This window comes from Sphingobacterium prati (assembly GCF_013167215.1).
Taxonomy (GTDB): domain Bacteria; phylum Bacteroidota; class Bacteroidia; order Sphingobacteriales; family Sphingobacteriaceae; genus Sphingobacterium; species Sphingobacterium prati.
Window position 1 is genome coordinate 201,025 of record NZ_JABJWY010000009.1, and the last position, 20,124, is coordinate 221,148.

A 20,124-nucleotide genomic window follows, 5' to 3' on the forward strand; every position below is an offset into this window, starting at 1 on the left:
TTGTAAAATACAAAAATATCAGCATAGGTCTTAGATAAACGGCTGTCTATCATGAAATTCGCTTTTTCTTGACTTTTATATGATATTTTTTATGATGATATAAGCAGCAGAGTTACCTCTGATGTCATTTTTAATTACCTATTTTACAAAATGGCATTTGCGTACAATAATATCAAAATTTTTGCATGATTTTTCTCAAATGACAAAAGATTATTTCACAAACCAGTCAAATTTCAATACATTCGTATTTTAATTTATATTCCTAATGAAACATTTTTTCCTTTGCATAGCGTTTTTCACATTAATTTTTGTTAAAACCGGTTCGGCGCAACAAAAACTATTCAAAATAACCTATCAGTTTGCAGATCCCGAAACAGGTACAGACACATCAAGTTCTGAATTTATCAAAATATTGACTAGCAACAGTGAGGCATTGATGCATGCCTATATCTGCAACGATCAGATGCGCGTAGAAACGCTACTTTTTGGAAAATCAGTACAGATTAGTAATATAAAAGAAGAGACTTCCTATCTGATCGACGAAAATAGCAAAACATATACTTCAACGGATCTTGCTTCCGGTAAGCTTATTGAAACATCAGCGGGTGGAGATTACGCTTACTCAAGTGATTTTGAAATCAGTCTAGTCCCGAATGAAAAGAAAATTATCGCAGGCTTGCCCTGCAAAAAGGCGATATTCAACCTGGCTGGCAGTAAAGATAAAACAACTGAAATCACGGTCTGGTATGCAGAACAATTGCCCAAATTATACTGGGGGACTTATGACTATCTCGAAAAGGTGCCCGGAGCAGCTCTTTATATTGGCGCAGAAGGTTTAGGCATTCAGGCGACCATAGTTGAAGAAGTCCCTTACGATACGGCATTATTCGAAATTCCAGAAGGTTATGAAGAAGGGGAATCCGAAGAAGCCGCAGCTGACTCTGCATTAAATGACCATTTATCTTGGTATCAGGACCCCACTACTGAATATTTTGGCGTACAGGATAGCTTAGGCAATAAACTCACTCCTGCAAAATATGGATCCATCTACGCCTATGTGGGTGATTACGCAATCGTCACCGATGCGGCCCAGATGTTTGGCCTGATCGACCTGCAAGGTAAAGAAGTTATCCCATGTCAATATGAATCGTTAAGTTTAGATACTGAAGGCGCACCGTTAGTCTTTATGAAAGACCAGAAGTATGGCCTATTGCACAATACAGGAAAACTACTGCTCGCTGCAAAATATGATTTTATCACCATTCCCAGCTTAAGCCACGCGCTGTACACCGAAGGGGATTATACCGGCGTGCTCGATCTGAAAGGCAATATATTGATCCCCGCAAAATATGAAACAATAGCTGAATACAGTGACAACCTGGCACTGATTATTGAAGACCAAGCCTATCAGCTTATTGACAAATCGGGCAAAAAGCTACTTCCTGGAGATCAGGAGTTCTTATCATTTGCTGGTGAAAAATTACTATTGTCTTTTAAAGACAACGTATATGGGTATATCGACTACAATGGAAAAGTCGTCATTCCATTTAAATTCCAGAATGCACAGGCCTTTGAAAATGGTTTAGCGCTGGTCAGCGAAGACCTTGAGAATTTTTATTATATTAATGCAAAAGGAAAGTTTATAAAAAAGTATGCAGAGTAATCCACAAACATTCTATCTTTCAACATTGCACCGCGGGAAATACATGTTTATTCTATTAACCTCGATCTTACTGATAGGGATAGGAATGTCTAAAGTCCCGATTCAGGAAATATATAAAATCATTATAGCTCTTCTGATGGTTCCCTTGGCGCTTTATTTGGCGATCAAGTGTTCCACGCTCGAATCAACATGGCGATTAGAGGCGGATGCACTCCACATCAGCAATTCAAAGAAAACTATTGAATTCCCCCTGAGCAACATTTCACATATCCGAAATCTCAGACGCTCTGGCGGGAATCTGATTATTATAAACCAAAATAAAGGTTCCGCTTTTCGCACCTGGCGCAATAAATTATTCCAAAAAGAAGATGACCTACCATTATTAGTCGAGGCTCTCAAGGACGCCAACATTGAGTATTACGATATGTAATGGCTTACATCCTACGGTAACATTTGTTACAGGCTTTTGCAAGAACAGTACGTACCTTTGTTTTATAACTTAAGGATAATAAGCTATGATATTGGAATACATCAAACAACCCTGGCCTTGGTATGTTTCAGGGCCTTTAATTGCGCTAGTCATGTACCTATTGCTAAAACAGGGAAAAGATTTTGGCATGTCCAACAATCTGCGGACGATGTGCACGATATTAGGAGCGGGCAAGTCATCCTCTTTTTTCCGCTTCGACTGGAAGACACAATCCTGGAATCTCCTTGTCGTACTTGGAACGGCCATCGGAGGATTTATTGCTCATAATTTTTTAAGTGACGGCTCTGCTGCGCAGATCAATGCGGAGAGTATTGCCGATCTAAAGCAACTTGGGATACTTGATCAGCTACAGGGCTACCTTCCCGAATCTATTTTCATTTTTAATGGATCCTGGTTTCAGCTTTTAATACTGAGCATTGGTGGATTATTGATAGGTTTTGGGACAAGATATGCCGGAGGCTGCTCCTCCGGACATGCTATCTCAGGGCTCAGTAATTTCCAGCTCCCCTCTTTAATTGCTGTCATTGGCTTTTTCCTCGGAGGTATCATCATGGTTCATTTCTTATTTCCTTTAATCTTCGCATAAATGAAAGCAATAAAATTTATATTGATCGGCATCTTATTTGGGATTATTTTATACAAATCAGAGGCGGCCTCCTGGTATCGGATTTATGAAATGTTTCAGTTCCGCTCCTTTCATATGTATGGTATGATCGGCACTGCACTTGCAACAGCGATTATCCTTGTACAAATTATAAAGCGCAAACAGGTCACAGACAGCAATGGCATGCTGATTACCTTTCTGGACAAGGACAAAAGTATCACACGCTATTTGGCGGGGGGGACCATCTTCGGACTGGGCTGGGCATTGACTGGAGCCTGCCCGGGCCCTATGTTTGCGTTGATCGGTTCTGGCTATTGGACATTGGGGATTGTATTGCTCTTTGCCATCTTGGGAACATGGATCTATGGTCTGCTGAGAAACAAATTACCCCATTGAGTTTTGATTTACTCCTAACAGCGCTGTACTTGAATCGGGAAAAGCTGATAATCCCCTTCAAAGGTCCATTTTAAAGAAAGCATTTGATTTAGAGCGAATGGAATTACTATTTATAACAGGCTTTCTGTTGGCCATTTTGGTCGGGCTATCCATGGGTTTGATGGGCAGTGGCGGCAGTATTTTAACACTACCGATCTTCGTGTATCTATTTCATATTGAACCACAATATGCGCTTGACTATTCCCTGTTCTCCATTGGCGTACTGGCCCTGATAGGTTCGGTCGAGCCAGTGACCAAAGGTAAGGTAGATCTAAAAACCACAGCAATCTTCCTGATCCCTTCCTTAGTGTCAGTCTACCTGACCAAGCGCCACCTTTTGACCGCCATACCAGCTCAATTCCATATTGCGGAGCTATCGATTTCAAGGAACCACGTCATTATGTTGTTGTTTTCGTTTGTTATCCTCGTTTCCGCACTGGCAATGATCCGCAGAAGGAAACAGGTCGAAATACCAGCTGTCACGCTGCATATTGGTCAAGTCCTCAAAATAATTATCGCGGGTCTGCTGGTGGGTGTCATGACAGGACTTGTCGGTGCCGGCGGCGGCTTTATTATTGTACCGTCGTTGGTGCTCCTTTTGGGAATTCCATTAAAACAGGCTATCGCAACATCGCTATTCATCATTGGGTTAAACGCCTCCTTTGGTCTGGTTGCAAACTACCAACTCTTGAACCACATGAATTGGCCTATATTGCTTATCTTTACGTTAATCACGTTAATAGGTCTCCAGATCGGTTCAAAATGGAAAGATAGATTGGAGGTGGTACGACTACAGGGGATCTTTGGTTATTTCCTGATCAGTATCGGTATCCTAATTTTTACTTTCGAAATCATTCAATTTGTAAATCACTAAAAAATCATATATTATGTTTTTTCAACACATTTTTGAGTCATCTTTAGCACATTCAAGTTATTTAATTGGCTGTCAGGCCAAGGGTGTTGCCATGGTAATTGACCCCAAAAGAGATGTCGACACGTACTTAGAGATTGCAGCAAAAAACAATTTAAAAATTACACATATTGCCGAAACACATATCCATGCTGATTATCTTTCCGGGACATTGGAATTAGCCGAACTAACAGGCGCCCAATGTTACCTTTCCGACGAAGGAGGCGAGGATTGGCAATATGAATTTCCCCATATCGGATTAAAAGACGGTGATCAGATTCATCTTGGAAATCTAATTTTTAAGGTGCTCCATACCCCTGGACATACTCCTGAGAGTCTTAGTTTTGTTTTAATTGATACGCCAGCAACAATGGATCCGGTGATGATATTTACAGGTGATTTTGTATTTGTTGGAGATATTGGCCGTCCAGATCTTTTGGAGAATGCCGCTGGCCTCATTGGTACCAAGGAAGTTGGTGCACAGCAGATGTTTAAGTCTTTACAGCATTTTTTGACTTTACCAGATTATATCCAGGTGTGGCCTGCCCATGGCGCTGGATCAGCATGTGGTAAAGCATTGGGTGCTGTACCTAGCTCAACCGTTGGTTATGAACGGATACGCAACTGGGCGTTTCAATATCAAAATAATGAAAGTGATTTTGTTGCGGAACTTTTAGAAGGACAGCCTGAGCCGCCGCGCTATTTTGCCATGATGAAGAAACTCAACAAAATCATGCGTCCGCTACAGACAAGCGTACCTCAGTATCCCAAGCTTTCGATGGAAGAGTTTACCAGACTGTATCAGTCAGGGACCACCGTCATCGATACACGACATAAATTTGATTTTGCAAAAGGTTTTCTCCCGGGCAGCATCAACATTCAGCATAACCGAACATTCAATACCTGGGCTGGCTGGATATTGGATTACAAGCAGCCTTTTGTCCTTATCATAGATGAAAAGGATAAGGATGAAATTGCGCGTAAGTTAATGCGCATTGGTCTTGATCATGTTGTGGGTTATATTTCGGTGGAAACCATTCCTCAACTCAGAATTCCTCTGGAACAACAGCAGCTCATTGGATTCCAGGAAATGAATAAGGAACTTAAAAATCCCGACGTTCAAATCCTAGATGTAAGGAACGCTACAGAATTCTCCGAAGGACACTTGCCCAATGCCACACATCTCTTCGTAGGAACAATTGAAAACAATTTGGACAAGATTGATCAAAACAAAGAATTATACCTGCATTGCCAATCTGGGGACCGGGCGACAATTGCAGCTTCGATCTTAGCTAAACATGGAATTAAAGACGTTAAAATATACAGCGCATCGGTCAATGACTGGAAAGCAAGAGGTGGCATATTGGTTAAATAGACTGCTGAACAAAATAGCTCCAGAATTTATCGCTGGAGCTATTTTGTCTTTATATTATCGTCGTCATAAGGAGCTTTTATAGGCTGTTTCTGTTAATTCGCAGGAATTCAATAACCTCATCCTTTTTCTCCTCCATTTTCCCTTTCTTCTCGATAAATTGATGATTATAGATGGTCAGATATTGATGGTCATCGGTATCCGACTCGTACACTTCCGCAGTCGCAAACGAGAAATGTTCCTCCTCATCGGAGAGGTGATCATAAACGTACGCAAAATCATGATTTGCCAGTGTATTCGCCATGGTATCTTTGTCCTCAATAAATTTTAATCTTCCAGGCAAAATTCGCTTATTCATCCAAACTTCGTCTTTCTCAGAAAAAGGATAAATGGTAATACCGCGAAAAGCCATGATGATGGGTGTAATAAGTATGATTGCCATTTCAATAGCCCATACGGCCCAGAGCATTGCTCCGGAAACAGGCGATTTCTTCAATGTGAACGTACCGACCTCATTTAAGCCCTGCAGCGCCTCCCAGATAAAAGATGGGTGCAGAAAAAATGCTTTAAAACCTTCGAGGCTAAAAGAAGATTTGACCCAGGTATCACCGCCCATGGTACCCTCAGCATTATACATCAGTGAAACGAACAGCGCCCATTGTGCATAAAAACCAACGATGGCAACGATCAGCGTAATAATAATAGCAACGCCTTTATTTCTCAATTTCCATTGTTTAAAACAAAAATTAAGCAGATAAAACAGTCCCGCTCCAAAGCCTAGCGTAATAAATACATTGAAATAGACGATTGGAATAAACCATTGTAAGGCGATGTAGAGAATGGCCAGGACAACTGCCCCGACAATACCTAATACAAGTGAACCGATTAATGCTAAAGCAGGCACCTTCCCCGAAGGCTTATAATACAGATTTTCCATAAATTTATGTGTAAATATTTGTTAACTTAACAGATAAATTTTCTTAGCCAAAACCACGCCAATTATCACCTGCCAAATCACATTTCGTCAAGATTTGATGACAATTAGTTCGATTGGAGCGATTAATCGCCATTTCTTGGGACAATTTTGTAAGTTTGGAACATGAAAATCAAAATATTATCCTTTTTTGCACTTTTATGTGTAATAAATATTTGGGGACAAGAGCTAAAGGCCCAGAGAAAAGGATTCTGGAAGCAGAAAGTTGACTATACAATGGACGTCAACGTGGATGAAAAGGCTTATCAATATGATGGGAAAATGACCTTGAAGTATAGCAACAATTCAGGCCAATCCTTAAAAAAAGTTTATTTTCATTTGTATTTTAATGCATTTCAGCCAGGATCAATGATGGATTACAGGTTGAAAAATATCAGTGACCCGGATAAACGAATGGTGTCAAACATTGGCACCAAAGAAAAACCAATATTGCAGAGCCGTATCGAAACCCTGCGACCCAATCAAATCGGTTACCAAAAAATCAAAAGTCTCAGCATGAATGGGGTCAATACAAGCTATAAGATTGATGGTACGATCTTAGAAGTCACCCTACCCACCGCGATTGCAGATGGCGAAACAGCAAATTTTAATATGGAATGGACGGCGCAGGTGCCCGAACAGATCCGGAGATCAGGCCGCAATTCGGCAGAAGGTGTAGCCCTTTCCATGGCTCAATGGTATCCGAAGATGGCACAGTTCGATGAATTCGGCTGGCATCTCGATGAATATATCGGCCGCGAGTTTATCGCTCCTTTCGGCAACTTTGACGTTACCATACACCTTAACAAAAACTATGTGGTGGGTGCTTCGGGTGTTCTTCAAAATCCGAAAGAAGTAAAAGGATATCAAGCAAAAGCCAAAATAAAAACCAATAAGGACAAAGCAACCTGGCATTACAAGGCCCAAAATATCCATGATTTTGTATGGGCAGCTGACCCGAAATTTGTTGTAGACTCGGCTGCTAGCAAAAATGGAATCAAAGTTTATACAGTTTACCTTCCTACTGACAAAGAGGTCATTTCAAATTGGAAGACAGCTCTGGGCTTATCAACCGAATTCTTCGATTTCTGCAGCACTAAGTTCGGTACCTATCCTTGGCCTACGTATACCATTATCCAAGGCGGTGACGGTGGTATGGAATATGGAACTGCAACCCTGATTACTGGAGGCCGTAATCTCAAAAGCCTTGTTGGTGTCATCTTCCACGAATCTGCCCACTCTTGGTATCAGCATTTGTTCGGAATCAATGAAACCGTAGACGAATGGTTTGATGAAGGATTTACGTCCTATGTGGAAGAACTAGCCATGCAGCATCTCTTCGAAAAAAGGGGAGCCATTGCATCAAACCCACTGATAGATGCTTATAGGGCTTATTATAAACTCGCACTTTCGGGTAAAGAAGAACCGATGAGCCTACTTGCCGACTATTACAATACGAACTATGGGTATAGTAATGAAGCTTATAACAAAGGCGCTGTGCTGGCCGAACAATTAGGTTACATTATCGGCCAGGAAAATCTGGAGAAAACCTTTCTGAAATTCTATGACATCTGGAAATTCAAACACCCGACGCCAAATGATTTTAAACGTGTTGCAGAAGATGTCTCCGGAATAAACCTGAAGTGGTATTTCAATTTATTTATCAATACAACACGGCAAATTGACTATGCGATTGGCAATGTTACTGATACAGAAATACAACTGCTCAATAAATCAAACTTTGCCATGCCACTTGATATCCTTGTTGAATATAAAGATGGAAGTAAAGAGCTATTTTACATACCTTTACGTGAAATGCGAGGTGAAAAACCGGAGGAAAATTTTGAGATCTACAAGGGTATAAAACGCACAGTACTGAAGGATTGGTTCTGGACGAACCCTGAATATAAAATTTCAGTCAATAAGGCACCAAAAACAATCACAATAGATCCATCGCTTCGGCTTGCGGATGTGGAATCGACGAACAATAGCCTTACACACTAATTTAAACACTAAAAAATAAGCATCTATAAGCAGATTGCTGTGAATGATATTGTAATGAACTAAAAAGCTTCAATAAATTTCAATTTATTGAAGCTTTTTAGTTCATTACCATTGATTAAAGAATATTCTGTGATCTCATGCTAAGATACCTTCAAAGGAATGACCATATTCCAGGTCCGTTCAAACTGATAAGACTCCGTTCCATCTCCTGTAGCCGCAAAAAGATGTGTCGGTTTTCCATTTTCAAATAGTAAAAACGGCCGTTCAAAATTAGCTTGATGGCTGATAGAACCATCATTCCAACGGATCGTCTTGGAATAGGCTTTGACGGCTTTTGACAAATGCCAATCGATTCCATCTTTCGAATATGCATGGATGCCGCCACCCTCTTCCCCACAGATTTTGCCATAGCGGTCTTTCATAATCAATTCAAAATGCTGACCATTATGCCATACGAAAGGATCTTCCACATCATTTTCATGATTTTGATCGCTATGGAAAGAAAAAATAGGTTTATCAGACAAACGAAGATATGGTCCCAAGAACGAATCTGCTTGCGCTGCCCCCAATAGCAAAGGGGGATTATAATTCACAGGTGATGATTTATAGATCAGATATACGCTGCCATCGGGCAAAACTACCGGAGAAGGATTGGATGTTATGGAATTATCCCATTCGCCGAGCCTCGGATTCAATATCGGTTGATAGACGCGCTTCCAAGGGCCTGATATCGACTTTGAATAAGCCATTCCAATACGTTTATGCATCCAGGCCTTCTGTCCCAAGCCCGATTCCCAAACATTCTCAGAATAACTAGGATTGGGCTCCTCATAACTGTTTCCAAAATAATAAAGCACATAATAGTCACCATTTTTAACAATCCGAGGATTGTGGGTTGTACAACCATCAAAATACTTTTTCCCACGGGCAGGCAATACCACTTCGACAAATTCATAGGGTCCCTCCGGTGTATCAGCAATCGCTCGCACGACTTCGGAATTGGTCACCCAATTACCAAAGCCATATTTTTTGCTCCAACGTGATGCAAACATATGATATCTACCATCTTCCCCCTTAATGACTGAAGGATCCCATATCCAATAATCTGCCATCGCAAATCCGCCTCCCTTTGGTGCTGGGAGCAACTTATCGATAAATGCTTCTTCATACCGATTATTCACCGCAAACCCTTGCTGTGAAAGCAGTAGCATACTCGATGCGCCAATGACATTTTTCAGAAAATCACGACGGGAAGATATTTTCATAAGATTGGTTTTTGATTATGTAAAATGAATCTGACCATCAAGATAGAAAATAACTCCTTTGTTGTCAAACTCTTTATCTCCTATTTTTAAAAGACCAATTCTAAAAATAACCCCCATTCAACATCGACGTGACATAACACGGGGTTTTGCCCGCCAATAAAAATATCCAAGGATGGGGGAAACGACCCTCAAATGGAAGAAAAAATGTGAATAAACGCCGAAGTTGGACCAGTCTTGGTATATTTGTGCCCATGATTTACATCCATATCCCATTCTGCAAACAGGCTTGCCATTATTGTGATTTCCATTTTAGTACTTCACTGCAATATAAGGCTGAAATGGTAAATGCCCTTTTGCGAGAAATCGAACTTAGGTCTCCGTATTTGGAAGACAAAAAAGTTGAATCCATTTATTTTGGTGGTGGGACTCCCTCGCTGTTGGAGGCGGACGAAATCTCAAAGATCATTGATGCTGTTGCCAAACAATTTGATATAAGTGATCACGCTGAAATTACGCTGGAAGCTAATCCAGATGATCTTAATGCCGAAAAAGTGAATGCATTAAGATCAACTCCCGTGAATAGGTTCAGTATAGGGGTACAGTCTTTTTTTGAGGAAGATCTGAAATGGATGAATCGGGCGCATACCAGACAGGAAGCATCCGCAGCAATCATGCGTGTACAGGATGCAGGATTTGAGAATATCACCTGTGATCTTATTTATGGCTACCCCTTGTTGACGGATGAAAAATGGCGTTACAATATGCAACAACTGATCGATTTTGCAATCCCCCATATTTCTTCTTACTCAATGACTGTGGAAGCCAAAACAGCACTAGATCATTTCATTAAGAAGGGCATGAGTCCGGCCATTGATTCAGATCAGGCGGCCGATCAGATGAATATGCTGATCGAAACATTGAAAGGTGCGGGCTATGAACAATATGAAATTTCCAATTTTGCTAAAAAGGGTTTATATGCACGTCACAATACAAACTATTGGAAAGGCAAACATTACCTAGGTATCGGCCCTTCGGCCCATTCATTCGATGGTCATTCCAGATCTTGGAATATCGCCAATAACGCCAAGTATATCGGCTCCATACAGACCAACCAGCTTCCCTTGGAAATTGAGCATCTATCCGTCCGCGATCAGATTAACGAGTGTATTATGACCTCACTGCGCACCATGTGGGGGCTTGATCTTGATCTTCTAGAAAAGAGTTTTGGCTATTCTGTCAAAAATAAAATTGTGGAGGATGCCGCCGTATTTGTCGAGAAGCAGCAAGTAAGTTTAGACAACAATAAATTAAAATTGACTGATACGGGAAAATTGATGGCGGATCATATTATGTCCGAATTATTTATAATTGAAAATAATTAGAAAAAATGCGTTAAAAATTATAAAAATAACAAAACTTAGCCTATAATTATTTAAATAATTACCAAAATGAAAATCAAATCGTTTTTATAGTTCCGTTTATACTATGTTTGTACCATAATCTATTATAAAATATTATGTTACATAGTCCTTCTTTTGATGTAGAAATCAAAAGGTACAAAGAACAGCAGAATGCTGCCGTAGAACTCGTTCAAATTGTTAGTAGCCTTTGGTATAATCAAGCTGTTGAACTCGTTTTATTTAGAGAGCAGCTCGTTGATGAAAAGATCAGTGTGATTCTCAACCACATTCGGGAAACTAGGATCCTTACCAGCCATACACTGAGCATATCTGACGTTTTAAACACTGCCCGGGTATTAGCAAATTCAAACCTCCCTCCCGCTCGAATTGATATTGGCAAACTTACTGCAGAAAGCATCAAACAGGGTGTCAATGGACGGGAATTATCTGCCTTTATTTTTAATGAATTAAAAGGAATTCATGATTATCAGGAACTAAAGCCCCGGGATGTTGTGCTTTATGGCTTCGGTCGGATCGGCCGTCTGCTGGCACGCGAACTTATTAGTAAATCGGGTTCTGGCAAGCAACTTCGTCTACGTGCAATAGTCACTAGGGATCCCAACGATGTCAAATCATTGTTAAAAAGGGCTGCTCTCCTAAAAAGCGATTCTATACACGGCGAATTTGAGGGTGAAGTTTATACAGACCCTGAAAAAAATGCGCTACTTATTAATGGTATCACGGTCAACGTCATCTCTGCTAAGCAACCTGAAGATATTGATTATACAGCATACGGCATCAATAATGCATTGGTTATCGATAATACAGGTGCCTTTCGTGATGAAAACGAACTTGCACGCCATTTAGCCTCTAAAGGCGCTTCTCAAGTATTGTTGACGGCACCTGGCAAAGGGGTACCCAACATTGTTTACGGCGTAAACGAAAGCACGATAGATCTGGAAAAACATGCTATTTTTCAGCAGCCTCCTGTACGACGAATGCAATTGCCCCGGTTTTGTCTGTTATCGAAGAAAAAATAGGCGTCATCAAAGGTCATATAGAAACCATACACTCCTATACGAACGATCAAAATCTGGTTGATAATATGCACAAAAAATCCAGAAGAGGCCGTGCTGCGGCGCTGAATATGGTCATTACTGAGACCGGTGCAGGAAGTGCTGTTTCAAAAGTCCTTCCAACATTAACCGATAAATTGACGTCCAACGCTATCCGGGTTCCGGTACCTAATGGATCACTGGCCATATTGAATTTAGAGTTGACATCAGCCATATCTTTGGAACAAATAAACACACTCTTAAAAACGAGTGCATTGGAAGGCAATCTCGTAGAACAGATTAAATTCTCAAGTAATGATGAGCTTGTCTCTACAGATATTATAGGTACAACAGCAGCCGCTGTCATTGATGGACCAGCCACTATTGTTTCAGCTGATGGTAAAAATATTGTACTCTATGTATGGTATGATAATGAGTATGGCTATTCCCATCAAGTTATGCGTTTATCGCGGCATATTGCAGGTGTAAGAAGATATACGTACTATTAAAATCCCATTTTCTTTATTAAAATAGGGTATCCAAAAGGATCGGACACCCTATTTTTCTTTACTTTCGTTCGTCCACTCTTAGCGTCTCCTTTTCAGCTATTCAATTCCCGGATAGTTTGCTTTTACTTTTGAAGCAGCTTTCTTTATATTTTTATAAATTGGCATTCTTCAAATATTTCATGATAATAGGTGTTGCTCCCGCTTTTTGCTGTACATATTGGCGGGCGGATTTCGCGGCCTCTATACGTTTTGATTGATCCTGCAATCGTTCAAAGACATCCATAAGTCCCTTACTATCAGCAAATGAAAAGCCTCCTCCCTGTTCTATCAGATCTTTCGCTTCCTGAAATTTCTTAAAATTGGGACCAAACAGCACAGGCATTCCATAGGTTGCCGCTTCCAGTGTATTATGTATACCTACACCAAATCCGCCGCCGATATAGGCGAGCTGACCATAACCGTACAAAGAAGACAAAAGTCCAATATTGTCTATGATCAATACCTTTGCTTCCGTTAAAGTCGCCCTGTCATATTCCGACATTTTTGAAAAACGAAGCGCTGCAGGCCACAAATTTAATATGCTGACAATATGGCCCTCATTAATCTCGTGTGGCGCTAAGATCAGCTTATATTCTTGAAACCGTTGGAGCAGATCTTTCAATAATTTCTCATCCTCAGGCCACGTACTTCCAGCCACCAAAACAGGAGCTGTTTCCACAAAAGCCGCTATCAACGGTATTTCTTTTCGAACCTTAGGCAGGTCAATCACACGATCAAAACGTGTATCACCTGCTAATCCCGCATTTCGAATTCCATATTCCTTCAATAGACGCACACTTTCCTCATTCTGAACAAAGAAATAAGTCACAAAGCCCAGAATTTTCAGAAAAAAAGTACCATAAGCCTGAAAGAAAATCTGTTCCGGTCTAAAAATTGCCGAAACAAGAAATAATGGAATAGACCTGCTGTGTAAGCCTTCAAAATAATAATACCAATATTCATATTTTGTAAAGACTGTAAATGAGGGATTGATCAGGTCTAAAAACAGTCGTGCATTCTGAGCCGTGTCATAAGGTAAATAGAAAACATGATCTGCCAGATTGGTATTCTTTCTGATCTCATAGCCCGAAGGAGAATAAAATGTTACAATTATTTTGTGATCTAAATAATTATTTTTTACGGCCTCCAAAACAGGTCTACCCTGCTCAAATTCGCCCAATGAAGCGAAGTGAAACCAGATATGTTTTTGGCTAGAGTCAACCGATTGTTTCATCCGTAAATACCAATCTTTTCGTCCAGTTACCATGAGGCGTGCTTTGGCGTGAAAAGGGGCCAAAATACGCAATAAGAGTCCATAAAGAAAGATTCCAATTGAATAAAGCAAACGCATGTTGTTAAAATAATGTTTATCTTAGTCAAAGATATCAAACCCATTTCATTAATAAGGAACCATTGAGTGGAAAATAAGCATCGCAAACGGATTTTGATCACAGGAGCAGCCGGCTTCCTTGGTTCCCATCTTTGCGATCGGTTTATTGCCGAAGATTACGCTGTTATCGGGATGGATAATCTGATCACCGGAGACTTAAAGAATATCGCACATTTGTTCAAACTCGAAAATTTTGACTTTTACCATCACGATGTTTCAAAATTCGTATATGTGCCGGGACACCTGGATTACATTTTACATTTTGCCTCTCCGGCCAGTCCCGTTGACTATCTCAAAATCCCGATCCAAACACTCAAAGTTGGTTCGTTAGGCACCCATAATCTCCTAGGCCTGGCAAGGGCAAAGCAAGCCCGCATATTAGTAGCATCGACCTCAGAAGTGTATGGTGACCCCTTGATTTCGCCACAGTCTGAAGACTATTGGGGCAATGTCAATCCTGTCGGTCCAAGAGGGGTTTATGATGAAGCCAAACGATTTCAGGAAGCGATTACCATGGCCTATCACAATGCGCATGGGCTTGATACACGCATTGTAAGGATATTTAACACCTTTGGTTCAAGAATGCGCCTCAATGACGGACGTGCTATTCCCACTTTTATAGCCCAGGCTATTCGTGGTGAAGACATTACCATTTTTGGCGATGGCACTCAGACACGATCATTCTGTTATATCGATGATCAAATCGAGGGCATTTATCGGTTGTTGCATTCCAATTGTATACAACCGATAAACATAGGCAACCCCGACGAAATATCGTTATTACAGCTTGCTCAGGAGATCGTACATCTAACAGGCAGCTCAAGCAAGATCAGCCACCGACCATTACCTATAGACGACCCGAAACAACGTAAACCAGATATTGGTATGGCAAAGGCAAAGTTAAATTGGCAGCCTCAAATAGACCGGAAACTCGGTTTAGAAAAAACCATAGATTTTTACAGGGAGGTTCCATTGGAAACCCTATCACATAAAGACTTTACATACTATAATAAAAAATAATGAACAAAAAAATATTAGTCACAGGCGGAACAGGCTATATTGGTTCTCACACAGTTGTCGAACTACATCAGGCAGGATATATTCCCGTAATCATTGATGATCTTTCCAATTCGAATATTAAGATTTTGGATCAAATCGAAAAGATCATCGGGATTAAACCTGAATTTCACCAATTCGATCTTTGTAACACGGATAAAGTAAATGAATTCGTGAAAAATAATAGTGATATTTCAGGGATTATTCATTTTGCGGCATCCAAAGCTGTAGGTGAATCCGTTCAAAACCCTTTAAAATACTATCACAATAATTTTTTCTCCTTGATCAACATCTTGGAATCTTATCGGAATAAACCGATTAATTTTGTATTCTCTTCAAGCTGTACAGTTTACGGCGAGCCAGACTCACTTCCTGTTAATGAAAGTGCTCCGGTTAAAAAAGCGGCTTCACCTTATGGTAATACAAAACAGATCGCCGAAGAGATTTTGGAAGAAACAGCTATTGCATACGATAACTATAACATTATCGCATTACGCTACTTCAATCCTGTGGGTGCACATGAATCTGCACTAATAGGCGAGTTGCCAAATGGTGTACCACAAAACCTGCTGCCATTCATTACGCAGACCGCTATCGGGAAAAGAGAGAAACTAACAGTGTTTGGAGACGATTATGATACGCCTGATGGTTCTTGTGTCCGTGACTATATCCATGTGGTTGATTTAGCAAAAGCACACGTCGCTGCAATCAAATTATTGGAAAAAGGTAACCCTAACGGTAAATATGATGTATTCAATGTGGGTACCGGCAATGGCTACTCCGTACTTGAAGCCATCAAAGCTTTTGAAAAAGCTTCCGGCCAAAAATTGAATTATGAAATAGGCCCACGTCGGGATGGTGATATCATCAAGGTTTACGGTGATGTGACCAAATCCGCTGAACAATTGGATTGGAAAGCCGCACTGGGCATCGATGAAATGATGGCCTCGGCTTGGGCATGGGAAAAAAATCTGAAAGAAAATCCTTTGGATTAAATAGGAGCTCGTTGAGTGCCAAAAAAGCATTTTAAATACTTTATATGATATGACCGTCTTCGTAACTGAAACGGTCATAATCTTTACCTGCTCTTTTGGTATCATCTGTCTGTTTAACACGATACGGCCTGCTTTGCAGGTAGTTTTTATTGCCAACTTTTCTATTTACCAGCGGACCGATTAGGCCCCTGATAAATCCATTATCATTTATTCCCATACCTAAAGACACCACAGTAAAGACCTGTTATCAAGCATCTTATTGATTTTTAAGGATGTCCAAATTCGGGTAAAATGACAATTGTAAATCTTGCAATTTTCAAGGGACTTTGTTGTAAACAGCTTATGGGCAAGTTCGTCCCACGCTCGCCCTGCCCCCCACTTGTAAAAAACGTGCACGCACAGTGAAAGCACCTTAAAAGGTGGACTCAACGAGCACGCACTGTGCACTGAACCTGCCTACAGGGCGAACTCGGTAATAACCTGGTCTTAACTTGGTCCCCATGGGATCCCTTTGACAGCCGAAGGGCGACAGTAGACATCCCCAAGAAGCGACTTGACAAAATATGTGCTTGATATCGATGGATTAATTTTTTGGGAAAATCAGCGCCAGTTTGATTCGAGTGCCTTTGGTAGGGTCATTGCGTAATAAAAAACGAAAACAAGCATCGCGATCTTTCTGCAAAGCATTCTTAGCGTCCAGATAAGTAAGAAATTACCCTTTAGACAAGCTCTTTATCAGAAATATAGTCCATCAACATTTCGGCCTGCCCACCCAATTTCTTTTTCAAGCGTTGCATTGATTTTTTGATAGCATCAGGAGTAACACCCAAAACATTAGCGACTTCCCTATTATTTAGCCCCATCTTCATAAGCACAATCACCCGCAGATTAGATTCGGTAATATCAGGAAACTTAGTCTGAATATGTTGCAGCACGTTTGGAAATTCCTTTGCTAGCAAAAATTTGAATTCCTGCCATTTCTCGTCCGTTATAAGATGGGAATGCAAAAGTGTTTTAAGTTCATCTCTGTCTTTCGCGCTTGTCTCACCCATTTCGTCGAGCATAGAAGAAAGAAGATTAATTTGTTCATTATTACGCTTCAGATATACCATATACTCTTCTATCTGGCTTTTAGAGCTCGTTAATTCCTTATCCAATTCAGCTTTTGTATACTTGAGATTCAACAACTGGTATTCGTACTCCCGTATACGTTTCTTCGCACGGTATCGAAAAGTATTATAAATAAAAAAAGATAATATCAATACAAATACACTTAGTGTCACCCACAATCTGGTCTCTGCCTGTTTCTTCTTAATTAATGCTTGCGCCAATGAGAGCTTATCTACATATTTTTGCTTGTCAGCCATAAATTTTAATTGCGACAAAACAGGATCCCCATCTAAGAATCGTAATGAATCTTGGAGCTGCTCAATTCGCCGCCGTGCATTTAGCTCTTGCTTTAAATCATGATTTTGAATGGCAAGATTCAACTTATGCCCCTCTAACTCAAGTATAGTTTTCTTATCGTCGGCACCTTCCAATAAGCGTTCGGTTTCCCGGATCATTTGATGTACCGCTCGATTTGATCCCATGTTAATACTTAAGCGAATCCGCAGCATTAAAGCAAAAATGGTATTTTTATTATTCCCAAGCGATTTTGAAATTTCTAGATCTTTATCTAAAAGCGACAGTGCCTTTTGATAATCTTTCTTTCCTTCGTGAATCAGCGCTTGATTGCCCAACGTCTTCGCGTAGCGGAGGGAATCTTTTTCAGAAAGTGCCAATTTCTGGGCAAGTTCAAAACTTTGCATTGCCTGCGCAGTATCCCCACCACTTTTTAAAGTTAATAAGCCCAAATTATCTAAGATCTCTGCTTTCAATTTTGGAGAAATCCCCTGCTGCTGCTTGCCGAGTTCTAAATACTTGATTCCCGACCGATAATCCCCTAAAGATCCAAAGAAATAGCCTAGCTTTTTGTACGTCTGCGTCAGCTCCAAAACGAGTTCCTTTGGTATATCTTCTAAGCCTTTTTCCCCCTCCAATAGTAAAGGAAGTGCCTCCGATGCCTTTAAACATCTATACAGATAAAACCCGTACATCACTTTTACCCAAGATTTGACATTTTGGTAATTATATTCTTTTTCAAGATCGAGCGCCTTTAAATAATATTTGTCACTAAAGCTATTTCTTCCACCTTCGGTATCAAAAGATTGATCCGCTAGCAGGCAATAATAAATTGCAAGCAGTGCATTGTCGTTTTTTCGGATTGCCTGATTGAAATATGGTGTTAGGTATCTGCTCAGCGCTGAACTTGATGTCTGATATTTATGCGACTCCCGGATAAGTGTCTCGTAAAAATTCTTTTCTTCTTCAGAGGAATTCGAATCCATCAGATCCATCCCAAAAGCAGCACGACCGGATATTATAATTGCAAAAAAAAGTATAAAAAATAGTCTCAGCATAATGGCATGGAAGTCGAATTTTAGCCTAAAAATAAAAAATAATTTTAAATACACCTTGAATCTACAAAATAAACATTGTGCTGATTTCACCAAACACCATGTGAGCTATTGCTTTCATCGGAATCAAAACAATAAATATGAGATGGAGTAATTGCTTTAGTCAGTATTACGTCGTATTCATTCCTATCAGATATTTTTTCAATCGGGTCAAAAAAAGATAGTCCTACACGTTGTACTTTAGTAGCACATTGTGCAAAAAAACGATCATAAAATCCTTTCCCATAACCAACTCTATAACCATCGGTATCAAATACAAGCAAAGGGACCACAATAAAATCAATAAGCGATGGCAATACTGCAGTTCCCGAAACAGGCTCCGGAATTCCCCATTCATTCTTCTCAAATACCGTTTGATGATTAAGAATATAATGCTGCATGGAATAGTCCACAAAGTTTGAACGGGAAACAACTAAGGTGATTTTCGGAAAAAATTCCTTCACATAATTTATGATGGAATAGGTGTCTGGCTCATGATATTTTTCAATAGGTAGAAAAACATGCATATATTTGACGCTCGCTAGTTCAATTTTCTGAAATTGCGACAGTAATTTACGATTAAGACTTTCCTCCTCTGCCTTGGAAAGCTGGCATCTTTTCACTTTAAATTCCTGTCTTAATTCCTTTTTAGATTTCATGCCTAAATATATATCTTTTATTTCATCAATAAAGCGAGCAGCAAATGAATTAACTTTTTCCTTATCGTTTATAATAATGTAGATAATTGAAACTAGCAAAAAAAACGGCCTTGTAGCGAGCGCTATCAAGACCGAATAATCAACCTAAACCTAAAATCTTATATTACTTTACACGCTCGATATAATTACCTGTCTGCGTATCGACTCTTACTTTCTCTCCCTGGTTAATGAATAAAGGCACCATAATCTCTACTCCTGTTTCTACAGTAGCTTTTTTCAAGGCATTTGTAGATGTATCGCCCTTCACGGCAGGCTCAGTATATGTAATTTCCAATTCAACACTTTTAGGTGCCTCCGCCATAATAGGCTCATCACTTTCAAAAGCAATAATAACAGTCATTCCTTCTTTCAAGAAACGTGCTGAATCACCAAATAAAAATTTGGGAATATTGAATTGCTCATACGTATTATTGTCCATGACAACGAAGAATTCGCCATCTTCGTAAAGGTATTGATAATCATTCGTTTCAACACGTGCTATCTCTACACTCTCATCAACTCTAAAACGATATTCAACTAATTTTCCAGTCTTCACATTACGCATTCTTGCTTGATAGAATGCGCGCAAGTTACCTGGTGTACGGTGTATATATTCTTCTACAGAGACTAGCTCTCCATTAAATCTTAAAATATTTCCTGATTTTACCTCTGATGCCTTAGCCATTTTTTGAATTGAACTTTAAACGGTTATCTCATTATTGAGTCGTCAAAAATACAAAAACTAATTGTGTTATAAAAATTTCATTC

Annotated in this window: 19 protein-coding genes; 12 read left to right on the forward strand and 7 right to left on the reverse strand. The window is 40.0% G+C overall.

What is annotated here, in order from left to right; translation table 11 throughout:
* Window positions 1–265: 265 nt before the first annotated feature.
* The 6 genes from HPC41_RS02265 (at window position 266) to HPC41_RS02290 (ending at window position 5,477) form a co-directional block, all read left to right on the forward strand.
* A complete protein-coding gene (locus tag HPC41_RS02265; RefSeq protein WP_172392365.1) occupies window positions 266–1,663 on the forward strand; it encodes a WG repeat-containing protein in 1,398 nt (465 codons plus the stop codon).
* Window positions 1,653–2,093 (forward strand): hypothetical protein, encoded by a 441-nt coding sequence (locus HPC41_RS02270; RefSeq protein WP_172392366.1) that lies wholly within the window; start codon window positions 1,653–1,655, stop codon window positions 2,091–2,093. The genes HPC41_RS02265 and HPC41_RS02270 overlap by 11 nt, the downstream gene beginning before the upstream one ends.
* An 85-nt stretch (window positions 2,094–2,178) precedes the next feature.
* On the forward strand, window positions 2,179–2,739 hold the full coding sequence (locus HPC41_RS02275; RefSeq protein ID WP_216660629.1) for a YeeE/YedE family protein: 561 nt from the start codon (window positions 2,179–2,181) through the stop codon (window positions 2,737–2,739).
* Window positions 2,740–3,153 carry a DUF6691 family protein gene (locus HPC41_RS02280; RefSeq protein WP_172392367.1) on the forward strand — a complete coding sequence of 138 codons (414 nt, stop codon included), beginning with the start codon at window positions 2,740–2,742 and terminating at the stop codon, window positions 3,151–3,153.
* Between the two features lie 97 nt (window positions 3,154–3,250).
* On the forward strand, window positions 3,251–4,066 hold the full coding sequence (locus HPC41_RS02285; protein ID WP_172392368.1) for a sulfite exporter TauE/SafE family protein: 816 nt from the start codon (window positions 3,251–3,253) through the stop codon (window positions 4,064–4,066).
* Between the two features lie 13 nt (window positions 4,067–4,079).
* Entirely contained in the window at window positions 4,080–5,477 is a 1,398-nt protein-coding gene (locus HPC41_RS02290) for an MBL fold metallo-hydrolase (RefSeq protein WP_172392369.1), read from the forward strand.
* A gap of 76 nt (window positions 5,478–5,553) precedes the next feature.
* Here the strand turns inward: HPC41_RS02290 and HPC41_RS02295 are convergent, their stop codons facing one another.
* Entirely contained in the window at window positions 5,554–6,411 is an 858-nt protein-coding gene (locus HPC41_RS02295) for a hypothetical protein (protein ID WP_172392370.1), read from the reverse strand.
* Window positions 6,412–6,573: 162 nt separating this feature from the next.
* Between HPC41_RS02295 and HPC41_RS02300 the strand changes: the two genes are divergently transcribed.
* Window positions 6,574–8,451: a M1 family metallopeptidase gene (locus tag HPC41_RS02300; protein WP_172392371.1), complete on the forward strand. Its 1,878-nt coding sequence runs from the start codon at window positions 6,574–6,576 to the stop codon at window positions 8,449–8,451.
* 140 nt (window positions 8,452–8,591) lie between these two features.
* Here HPC41_RS02300 and HPC41_RS02305 read toward each other — a convergent pair whose 3' ends face one another.
* Complete coding sequence (locus HPC41_RS02305) at window positions 8,592–9,716, reverse strand: glycoside hydrolase family protein (protein ID WP_216660630.1); 1,125 nt, start codon at window positions 9,714–9,716, stop codon at window positions 8,592–8,594.
* 146 nt (window positions 9,717–9,862) lie between these two features.
* Between HPC41_RS02305 and hemW the strand changes: the two genes are divergently transcribed.
* The 3 genes from hemW to HPC41_RS25250 all read left to right on the forward strand — a co-directional run bounded on the left by hemW (window position 9,863) and on the right by HPC41_RS25250 (window position 12,680).
* A complete protein-coding gene (gene hemW / locus HPC41_RS02310) occupies window positions 9,863–11,098 on the forward strand; it encodes a radical SAM family heme chaperone HemW (protein ID WP_246250284.1) in 1,236 nt (411 codons plus the stop codon).
* 134 nt (window positions 11,099–11,232) lie between these two features.
* The gene (locus HPC41_RS25245; RefSeq protein WP_246250288.1) at window positions 11,233–12,156 is read left to right on the forward strand and encodes a glyceraldehyde 3-phosphate dehydrogenase NAD-binding domain-containing protein; all 924 of its coding nucleotides are present in this window, start codon (window positions 11,233–11,235) and stop codon (window positions 12,154–12,156) included.
* Entirely contained in the window at window positions 12,132–12,680 is a 549-nt protein-coding gene (locus tag HPC41_RS25250) for a hypothetical protein (protein WP_246250291.1), read from the forward strand. The genes HPC41_RS25245 and HPC41_RS25250 overlap by 25 nt, the downstream gene beginning before the upstream one ends.
* Window positions 12,681–12,831: 151 nt before the next feature.
* Here HPC41_RS25250 and HPC41_RS02320 read toward each other — a convergent pair whose 3' ends face one another.
* Window positions 12,832–14,070 (reverse strand): 3-deoxy-D-manno-octulosonic acid transferase, encoded by a 1,239-nt coding sequence (locus HPC41_RS02320; RefSeq protein WP_172392372.1) that lies wholly within the window; start codon window positions 14,068–14,070, stop codon window positions 12,832–12,834.
* 66 nt (window positions 14,071–14,136) lie between these two features.
* On the opposite strand from HPC41_RS02320, the gene HPC41_RS02325 reads away from it, so the two are divergent.
* Together HPC41_RS02325 and galE are read left to right on the forward strand one after the other, a co-directional pair.
* Window positions 14,137–15,129: a UDP-glucuronic acid decarboxylase family protein gene (locus HPC41_RS02325; protein ID WP_172392373.1), complete on the forward strand. Its 993-nt coding sequence runs from the start codon at window positions 14,137–14,139 to the stop codon at window positions 15,127–15,129.
* Window positions 15,129–16,160 (forward strand): UDP-glucose 4-epimerase GalE, encoded by a 1,032-nt coding sequence (gene galE / locus HPC41_RS02330; RefSeq protein WP_172392374.1) that lies wholly within the window; start codon window positions 15,129–15,131, stop codon window positions 16,158–16,160. The genes HPC41_RS02325 and galE overlap by 1 nt, the downstream gene beginning before the upstream one ends.
* Window positions 16,161–16,200: 40 nt before the next feature.
* Here galE and HPC41_RS02335 read toward each other — a convergent pair whose 3' ends face one another.
* The 4 genes from HPC41_RS02335 to efp all read right to left on the reverse strand — a co-directional run bounded on the left by HPC41_RS02335 (window position 16,201) and on the right by efp (window position 20,041).
* The gene (locus HPC41_RS02335; protein ID WP_172392375.1) at window positions 16,201–16,377 is read right to left on the reverse strand and encodes a hypothetical protein; all 177 of its coding nucleotides are present in this window, start codon (window positions 16,375–16,377) and stop codon (window positions 16,201–16,203) included.
* Window positions 16,378–16,879: 502 nt separating this feature from the next.
* A complete protein-coding gene (locus HPC41_RS02340) occupies window positions 16,880–18,622 on the reverse strand; it encodes a hypothetical protein (RefSeq protein WP_172392376.1) in 1,743 nt (580 codons plus the stop codon).
* Between the two features lie 86 nt (window positions 18,623–18,708).
* Window positions 18,709–19,317, reverse strand: a complete 609-nt coding sequence (locus tag HPC41_RS02345) for a 5-formyltetrahydrofolate cyclo-ligase (protein WP_172392377.1) — start codon at window positions 19,315–19,317, stop codon at window positions 18,709–18,711.
* Window positions 19,318–19,480: 163 nt separating this feature from the next.
* Complete coding sequence (gene efp / locus HPC41_RS02350) at window positions 19,481–20,041, reverse strand: elongation factor P (RefSeq protein ID WP_077438233.1); 561 nt, start codon at window positions 20,039–20,041, stop codon at window positions 19,481–19,483.
* Window positions 20,042–20,124: the final 83 nt, after the last annotated feature.

Excerpts from the sequence above, each read along its gene's own strand:
- HPC41_RS02265 (WP_172392365.1), top strand. The coding sequence starts at position 266 with ATGAAACATTTTTTCCTTTGCATAGCGTTTTTCACATTAATTTTTGTT.
- HPC41_RS02270 (WP_172392366.1), top strand. The coding sequence starts at position 1,653 with ATGCAGAGTAATCCACAAACATTCTATCTTTCAACATTGCACCGCGGG.
- HPC41_RS02275 (WP_216660629.1), top strand. The coding sequence starts at position 2,179 with ATGATATTGGAATACATCAAACAACCCTGGCCTTGGTATGTTTCAGGG.
- HPC41_RS02280 (WP_172392367.1), top strand. The coding sequence starts at position 2,740 with ATGAAAGCAATAAAATTTATATTGATCGGCATCTTATTTGGGATTATT.
- HPC41_RS02285 (WP_172392368.1), top strand. The coding sequence starts at position 3,251 with ATGGAATTACTATTTATAACAGGCTTTCTGTTGGCCATTTTGGTCGGG.
- HPC41_RS02290 (WP_172392369.1), top strand. The coding sequence starts at position 4,080 with ATGTTTTTTCAACACATTTTTGAGTCATCTTTAGCACATTCAAGTTAT.
- HPC41_RS02295 (WP_172392370.1), bottom strand. The coding sequence starts at position 6,411 with ATGGAAAATCTGTATTATAAGCCTTCGGGGAAGGTGCCTGCTTTAGCA.
- HPC41_RS02300 (WP_172392371.1), top strand. The coding sequence starts at position 6,574 with ATGAAAATCAAAATATTATCCTTTTTTGCACTTTTATGTGTAATAAAT.
- HPC41_RS02305 (WP_216660630.1), bottom strand. The coding sequence starts at position 9,716 with ATGAAAATATCTTCCCGTCGTGATTTTCTGAAAAATGTCATTGGCGCA.
- HPC41_RS25245 (WP_246250288.1), top strand. The coding sequence starts at position 11,233 with ATGTTACATAGTCCTTCTTTTGATGTAGAAATCAAAAGGTACAAAGAA.
- HPC41_RS02320 (WP_172392372.1), bottom strand. The coding sequence starts at position 14,070 with ATGCGTTTGCTTTATTCAATTGGAATCTTTCTTTATGGACTCTTATTG.
- galE (WP_172392374.1), top strand. The coding sequence starts at position 15,129 with ATGAACAAAAAAATATTAGTCACAGGCGGAACAGGCTATATTGGTTCT.
- HPC41_RS02335 (WP_172392375.1), bottom strand. The coding sequence starts at position 16,377 with ATGGGAATAAATGATAATGGATTTATCAGGGGCCTAATCGGTCCGCTG.
- HPC41_RS02340 (WP_172392376.1), bottom strand. The coding sequence starts at position 18,622 with ATGCTGAGACTATTTTTTATACTTTTTTTTGCAATTATAATATCCGGT.
- HPC41_RS02345 (WP_172392377.1), bottom strand. The coding sequence starts at position 19,317 with ATGAAATCTAAAAAGGAATTAAGACAGGAATTTAAAGTGAAAAGATGC.
- efp (WP_077438233.1), bottom strand. The coding sequence starts at position 20,041 with ATGGCTAAGGCATCAGAGGTAAAATCAGGAAATATTTTAAGATTTAAT.